The organism is Chloroflexota bacterium (genome assembly GCA_016197225.1).
Taxonomy (GTDB): Bacteria; Chloroflexota; Anaerolineae; order Anaerolineales; family VGOW01; genus VGOW01.
In genome coordinates this window covers 20,756-27,624 of sequence record JACPWC010000087.1, presented here as the reverse complement: position 1 = coordinate 27,624, position 6,869 = coordinate 20,756, and the positions used below count along the sequence as shown (strand labels likewise).

Sequence of the window (6,869 nt, the reverse complement as noted above, 5' to 3'; positions counted from 1 at the left end):
TCCTTCGCGAAGCATCCCGGTGGGACGCGGTTGGCCCGAAGGGGCTCGCGAGGACGCGGGCTAAGAGCAATTTTCCTGAGAGTGCGTTGAAGATGGCAGAAGAGTCGTGATTACTTCAGCGTGGTGATCGGTCTGCACTGCAACAGATATAACTCCCCATTTGCATACGCACATTCGATATCAACCGGATAGCCCATCGTCGTTTCCAGCGTGAGGGAAAGTTGAGTCATTTCCACCGTCTGCTCATCTGAGATGGCGGCTTGCTGGCGTAAGAATCGCGGCACGTCCACCTCATGCGTGCCGCCCGGGGCGGAGACCGTCATGCGCTGTTTGTCGGCAATGACCCGGTTCGTCACCGCAAGATCTGATTTCCGCACGACGAACGTATCCGGCGTGACCGTGCCGCCGACGATGCTCTCGCCCAACCCCCAACTGGCGTTGATCAGCACTTCATCCCGATTGCCCGTCACCGGGTTGGCACTGAACACCACCGCCGACACATCCGACGCGACCAACTGCTGAACCAGCACGGCTAGCCGCACCCGCTCCACTGCCAGCCCCTGCTGGCGGCGATATTCTAGTGCGCGTTCTGAATAAGCCGACTCCCAACAACGTGTCACCGCCTGAAGGATGGCATCTGCGCCCACGATGTTGAGGTAGGTCTCGTGCTGGCCCGCGAAGGATGCGCCTGCTCCATCCTCATCCACCGCCGAAGAGCGCACAGCGGCGATAAAGTCGGGGAGACTGTGGCAGGCCATGAGGTCGGAGATGGCGGCGGTGATTTCATCCCGCAGGTCAAGCGGATGTGCCTCATCCATCACCGTCACCGGCAGGGAGAAGCCATCCGGCACGCGGTGATACATTCGGGCAAGGCGGCTGAGATTAGCCGCCTTGCCACCTACCAGGGCTACATCAAAGGATTTGGGATCACCCAACCAGAGCAAGTTCATGCTCAGTTTCCTCAATATCAACTTCCTCAACAACCACGCGCACAGTGCCGGCATCTCCATCCACTTCGAGTAGTTGTCCATCGTGGAACGTACTCGTCGCATAATCTGTGCCAACCACAGCCGGAATGCGATATTCCCGTGCGACGACGGCGGCGTGACTCAGGACGCCCCCGACCTCGGTGACGACGGCGCAAGTGGTGGCAAATAATGGCGTCCACGGGGGCAGGGTGGATTCAGCTACCAGTACTTCACCTGGCTTTAGTTGATCAGCCTCGGCGAGCGACCGGATAATTCGGGCGCGGCCACGCGCGACGCCGGGTGAAGCCGCATTCCCTCGCAATAAGCCTGGCTCGGCGGCGCGATGATTCGTTGGCAGGGGCGGGCCGCCAAAGACTTTGCCCAAACTGCGCCCAAAAGGCTCGTCGGGCGGCTTCATCAGCGGCATCGCGCCAATGAAGGGCGGGGGGGTGACGGTGCCGAAGCGTTCTATCTCGGCCTGGCGTTCCTGCACCAATGCGCGTCTATCGTGATTGAGCAATGCGCCAACCGTCTCGCGTAATTCGTCTAACGTGAGATAGAAGGCATCGTCTGGTTTGGCGATGGCGCCAACGTTGGCAAAGCGGCGGCCAATCTCCAGGATGATGCGGCGCAACTGATATTGCGAACGTTGATCGATCCAGTAGTTGTGTTCCTCGTGCAGGAAAGCGGCGGTCTGCGCCGCCTTCAGCAACGTCTCGAACCGATCCACAGTGGGCGGCGGATACCCCTTGAGCCGCTCCCGCGCCTGGGCGACCCATTGCTCCCGTTCGGCCGCCTGCGCTTTCAACTCGGCCTCCAAGTCACGGTCGGGCTGAGTCATGTAATCTTTGAGACTCTTGACAACGGGCGTCGGGTCTTCGATCCAACTCACATCGCACAGGCCGTCGCCTCGGCTGCCGCGCTGGCCGTATTCATTGAGGTAGCGGCGCAGTTCCGAGAGAAGGATGTCGCCTTCGGGCGAACCGACGAGCGCAGGGATCGCATCGGCGGCGGCGCGCGACGCCAGGACGCCGCGTGCCCTCGGCATGGTGAGTGCCTGACGGCTCAACTGCCACAACGCGCGATCGGCTTCCAAGAACTTGTTGTCGAATCCCTGCAAGAGGCGATACGCCCCAAGAGTGTCTTCACGGCCAAAGAGGTCGCGATACAACTCCTCAAACAGGCTGATAGCCAGAAATGACGGCAAAACGATGAGCCAGTGTATCTCCCATGTCCGTGCCAACCGCTTGAGTGACTCGTCCAGATGTGCGATGAGACCTTGCGTCGTTGCTCCCCGCAGATCGAAGTTCTCCCAATAGGCCAGATGACTTTTCAACTCCGGCCACCACTCCCCCGTCCAGTGCTCACCGAGTCGCGCCAGGACCGGCTCCAGTTCGGCCATGTATTTTTTAGCCATGTCCGCCGCCGCTTTGCTCATGAGCTTGTTGACCACGCCCGGCGCGATCTGGCTCAACCCATTCATTGCCTTGAGAACAAAATCGGGCGGCGCGCCTTCTGGTGTGAAGGAGAGATAGAGATAGGTGTTGACGCACAACGCCGAAAGGCGCAAGGGCAAAACATAGCGCGCCGCCGCTTTGTTGAAGGGCGGGGCGATCAAACCTTCGCCCGCTGAGGCATATAACGGCGGCAGCGGATCAGGATAGTGCATCCGATCCTGAATCCAGAGCTGGCGGGCCTGAGCCGGGCGCCGCCACTGGAGGGGAAACGTCGGCGACACAGGCAGAGGCTGGCCGGGTGCAAACGGCGGGTGAGCGGAGCGAGTCATGTCATTTCACGAGATAGGCCTTGATCTCAGAAGCCACCAGGCGCATCCGATTTCTCATCATGGTCTTCATGAACGGCGTCATCAGCGTCCACAACCCCTTAGTTTGGACTATCATGGATTGCGTGAGTCGAGTGCCTTCTGGCACGGCTTCAAATTCGAGCAGATGGAGCATGTCGCCCATGCCGACCACCGAATGGTGCGCAAAACGCCGGCCTGGCTCATATTCGGAGTAGTCGTATTCGACCACGCCCATGCCTTTGAACGATCCGCGATAGCGCGCGCCCCTGCCGAGCGGCCCGGCGGTTAACTTCTCGACCTTTTTTAGATTCTCGGAATCCCATTTCAATTGATTGTCGGGATCGGCGGCGATCGGGAAAACTTCTATGGGAGGACGTTCGATGATGAAACTCTCTGAAATCTTGAACATGGTTCATTCTCCTACCGGCCCTGCCGGTTAGTATTCTAATGCCGATTGAAGAGGGGATGAGGGCGAGTGGCCGACTCGCCTTCAGACTGTCTTGAAAAGACTACGCGGTTTGCGGCGCGGGTATCGCCCCGAGTTGCTGCATCAGGCTCACCATATCGATCTGGGCCAAGTGCTCGACAACCTTGCCGTCGCCGATTCGGTCAACGGAAATTCCTTTGACGGCCACATGCTTGCCCGTCGCCGGAATGCCCATCAGCGCGCCCTGGTGAGTGCCGGAGAACGTCCAACGAGTCACCACTGTATCGCCTTCAGCAATTTCGTCTTCGATAGTCACCTGCTGATCGGGGAAAGCGCCCAGGAACATTGCATGACCTTGTTTCCAGCCCTCGTAAGTGGGAGGCAGCCCGGGCAGCGCCTGAAACACGACATTCGGAGAAATCAGCTCAAAGGCGGCTTCCAGGTTGCGGGTGTTCTGATAATGGTTACGAGCAATGGCTTTATTGTGGTCGGTTGACATGAGAGTATCCTCCTCGATAAAGATAGAAGTTGAGAATCAGAGTTAGGCCTGGGCCGGGGCGGGCATCACGCCCAGTTGTTGCATCAGGCCCGCCATATCCATCTGCACCCAGTTCTCTACGGCTTTGCCGTTCTCCAGCCGCCAAACGTCAATGTACTTCACGTTCACTGACTTGCCGGTCGCGGGGATGCCATTGAACTCGCCCTTGTGGGTGCCGGTGAAGTAGCCGCGCGTCGCCACTCGATCGCCTTCGGCCACAGTGCCCTCAAGGGTAGCATGCAGGTCGGGGAAAGCGGTGAGGAACATACCCGCGACCATTTTGAATCCCTCTGCGCCTGGGGCGGGAGTGGGGAAGTCGTGGTTGACGTAGTTGGGGGCGATCAACTCGTCCCACACCCGGGGCTTGTTCTGGTTGAAGCCTTCTTCAAAGATGCGATGAACAATGGTTTTGTTCGTTTCGGTTGTCATGGGTTTGATCTCCTTGTGGTTGATTGGAACGATTGATTACCGACAGCATACCTTGCTAGGGGTTAGGGCGCATCGTTCCAACGAACTATTTTGGAGAACTATAGGCGGAATTGACCGAATTGCTCAAACGAGCTGGTGGTCAATAGCGTAGCGGGCGGCCGCCGTGCGGGAGGAAACGTCGAGCTTGCTAAAGATGGAACGCAGGTGGGCTTTGACAGTGAAGAGGCTGACGACGAGTCGTTCGGCAATTTGGGCATTGCTGAGGCCCTGAGCGAGCAGGCGTAGTACGTCGGTCTCACGCTCGGTCAGCGCATCCGGCCTGGCGGAGGGTTTGCCGGTCGGTTCCGGCTCAGGCGCGGCGACGAGTTGCTCCCATTCGCCTGCCAGCGCGCGGGCCGTCATCGCCTGCCCTTCGGCCCACGCCGACGACAGAGTCGCCGGGTCCAGTCGAGCGCGCACAGTCTCCAGTCCACGCTGATAGGCGTCACGAAAATAGGCAGGCATGGCGTTTAACATTGCGCCCATTAGCGCCTCGTTCGCGCCGAAGAGCTGCCCCGCCCGCCGAAATTGTCCGGCCCGAATTGCCAGATTCATCACAATGCTTAGACATGCCACGAGATGATACTTGTCGCCCAACTCAATAAAAATTGCCAGCGCCTCGTCCAGCCGAGCATGCGCTGTTGTATAGTCACCCTGCCGATGGGCTACCTCACCCAATGCATACAACGCCCGCCCTATTCCAGCCTTGTCCCGCGCTCGCTGGCATATGGACAGGCTCTCCGTAAACAAGGTGTACGCTGTCGAGAGGTTTCCCAGACCAAGCATTGCCCAACCTAAGGACTGGGTGGCCTGAGCAATCGCCTGCGGATCGCCCAGTGAGCGGTGAAGCGCGAGTCCTTCTTCAATTTGTGATCGGGCAGATGCATACTCGCCTTGCAAGAAAAGGATCAACCCCAAATAGGCGAGCGCGTGGGCGATGCCCCATTGGTCGCCCAATTCACGGCAAAGCGTCAGGCTCTCGGCAAACAAGGCCTGCGCCTGGGCGAATTGTCCTCCGCGCATCACGGCTTGGGCCAACGATTGAAGGGCAGCGGCGGCGCCTGCTTTGTCCCCCAATTCGCGGAACGACGCGAGACTCTCGCCACAGAGCGCCACCCCTCGGCCAATGTTGCCCTGATAATGAGCCAATACGCCCGCGCTGTGAAGGGCTTTCGCGTGAATCGCCGGTTCCACCTCAACCTGCCCGGTCAATGCCAGCGCCTCATCCAGCCAGTGCCCACCCTCACCCAAATAGCCGCGCAAGACCCAGAAGCGGCCCAATGCGCTGCTCAGGCGCAGAGCCGCTTCCGCGTCTGCTTCGCCGTGCTCCAACGACCACTGCAAGGCGGCTCGCACGTTGTCGTGTTCCATCTCCAGCCGATCCAACCACCGTTCTTGCTCCGGCCCTGCGAGATAGCGTTCGGCGGTTTCGGCCAGATGAAGGTAGCAAGTTGTATGAACCTGATGGACCACGGCGGCTTCTCCAGCGAGTTCAAGTTGCTCCGCGCCGAATTCACGCATCATCGTCAGCATGGAGAAGCGCGGCTCGCCGTTCACGGTCTGGTGCTGGAGGAGGCTTTTGTCGGTGAGAGAGGTGAGCGTGTCGAGGACTGTCATCGGCGGCTGATCATCATTCAGCGGCAATTGAGAGTTGATCACCGCTTCCGCCGTCGCCAGGCTGAACCCGCCTGCAAATACACTCAACCGCCGGAACAAGGCTTGTTCGTTCACGTCCAACAAGTCGTAACTCCATTGGATCGTGTTTCGCAAGGTTTGTTGCCGGGCGGGCATATCGCGTGCCCCGCCGGCCAGCAATTGCAACGATGCCGGGCCTGCGGTGTGCAGGTGAGAGAGCAATGCTTGTGGCGTAAACAGTTTAATGCGCGCCGCCGTCAGTTCAATCGCCAGTGGCAAGCCGTCGAGGCGGGCGCAAATCTCAGCGATAGCCAGCGCGTTGTCGTCGGCGAGTTGGAAGTTGGGGTAGACGGCCCGGGCGCGCTCGACGAAGAGCATTATCGCCGGATTGTTAGCCAGCACCGAGGCTAGGCCGGTCTTGGCTTGAGCGATGCGTCGGAGGTCGGGGAGGGTCAGCAGAGGCACGGCAAATTCATGTTCGCCGTGCACGCGCAACACTTCGCGGCTGGTGACCAGAATTTTGAGGTCGGGGCAGGCCGCCAGCAGGTCAGCTACTTGTGATGCCGCCTCTATCACCTGCTCGAAGTTGTCAAGCAGGAGCAATTGTTGTTTGTCTTGCAGGTGCAGGCGGAGGCGATCGAGGGGTAATTGTTTGCCTTCTTCGCGCAAGTTCAACGCGTGAGCAATGGTGGGAAGGGCGAGGTCAGGGTCGGTGATGGGGGCAAGGGAGACAAAGGCCACACCGTCGGCAAAACTTGTCTCTTCCCGAAACTCAGCCGAAGGATCAGCGGCGAGGCCAGCGGCGACATGTAGGGCCAGGCGGGTTTTGCCTACCCCGCCGGGGCCGGTGAGTGTGAGCAGGCGCACTTCTGGATGACGTAGTAGTAGGCGCAGAGTCGTAGTCTCTTGCTTGCGCCCGAGGAGAGGTGTGAGGGGAGCGGGCAACGCCAGGGAATCGATAATCTTGGCTGGCGCTTCGCGTGGACTCGCCATGCCGCTATTCTAATGCAATTCAGGTGCGTTCACACA

6 protein-coding genes are annotated in these 6,869 nt (G+C 59.5%); all 6 read right to left on the bottom strand.

Going from position 1 to position 6,869, the window contains the following annotated elements; translation table 11 throughout:
- Nucleotides 1-110: 110 nt before the first annotated feature.
- On the bottom strand, nucleotides 111-950 hold the full coding sequence (locus HYZ49_15615; GenBank protein MBI3243712.1) for a PEP/pyruvate-binding domain-containing protein: 840 nt from the start codon (nucleotides 948-950) through the stop codon (nucleotides 111-113).
- A complete protein-coding gene (locus HYZ49_15610) occupies nucleotides 928-2,754 on the bottom strand; it encodes a hypothetical protein (GenBank protein MBI3243711.1) in 1,827 nt (608 codons plus the stop codon). The genes HYZ49_15615 and HYZ49_15610 overlap by 23 nt, the downstream gene beginning before the upstream one ends.
- A gap of 1 nt (nucleotide 2,755) precedes the next feature.
- Nucleotides 2,756-3,181, bottom strand: a complete 426-nt coding sequence (locus tag HYZ49_15605; protein MBI3243710.1) for an SRPBCC family protein — start codon at nucleotides 3,179-3,181, stop codon at nucleotides 2,756-2,758.
- Nucleotides 3,182-3,281: 100 nt separating this feature from the next.
- Nucleotides 3,282-3,698 (bottom strand): ester cyclase, encoded by a 417-nt coding sequence (locus HYZ49_15600; protein MBI3243709.1) that lies wholly within the window; start codon nucleotides 3,696-3,698, stop codon nucleotides 3,282-3,284.
- Nucleotides 3,699-3,740: 42 nt separating this feature from the next.
- Nucleotides 3,741-4,166 carry an ester cyclase gene (locus HYZ49_15595; GenBank protein MBI3243708.1) on the bottom strand — a complete coding sequence of 142 codons (426 nt, stop codon included), beginning with the start codon at nucleotides 4,164-4,166 and terminating at the stop codon, nucleotides 3,741-3,743.
- A gap of 123 nt (nucleotides 4,167-4,289) precedes the next feature.
- Nucleotides 4,290-6,833 (bottom strand): tetratricopeptide repeat protein, encoded by a 2,544-nt coding sequence (locus HYZ49_15590; GenBank protein MBI3243707.1) that lies wholly within the window; start codon nucleotides 6,831-6,833, stop codon nucleotides 4,290-4,292.
- Nucleotides 6,834-6,869: the final 36 nt, after the last annotated feature.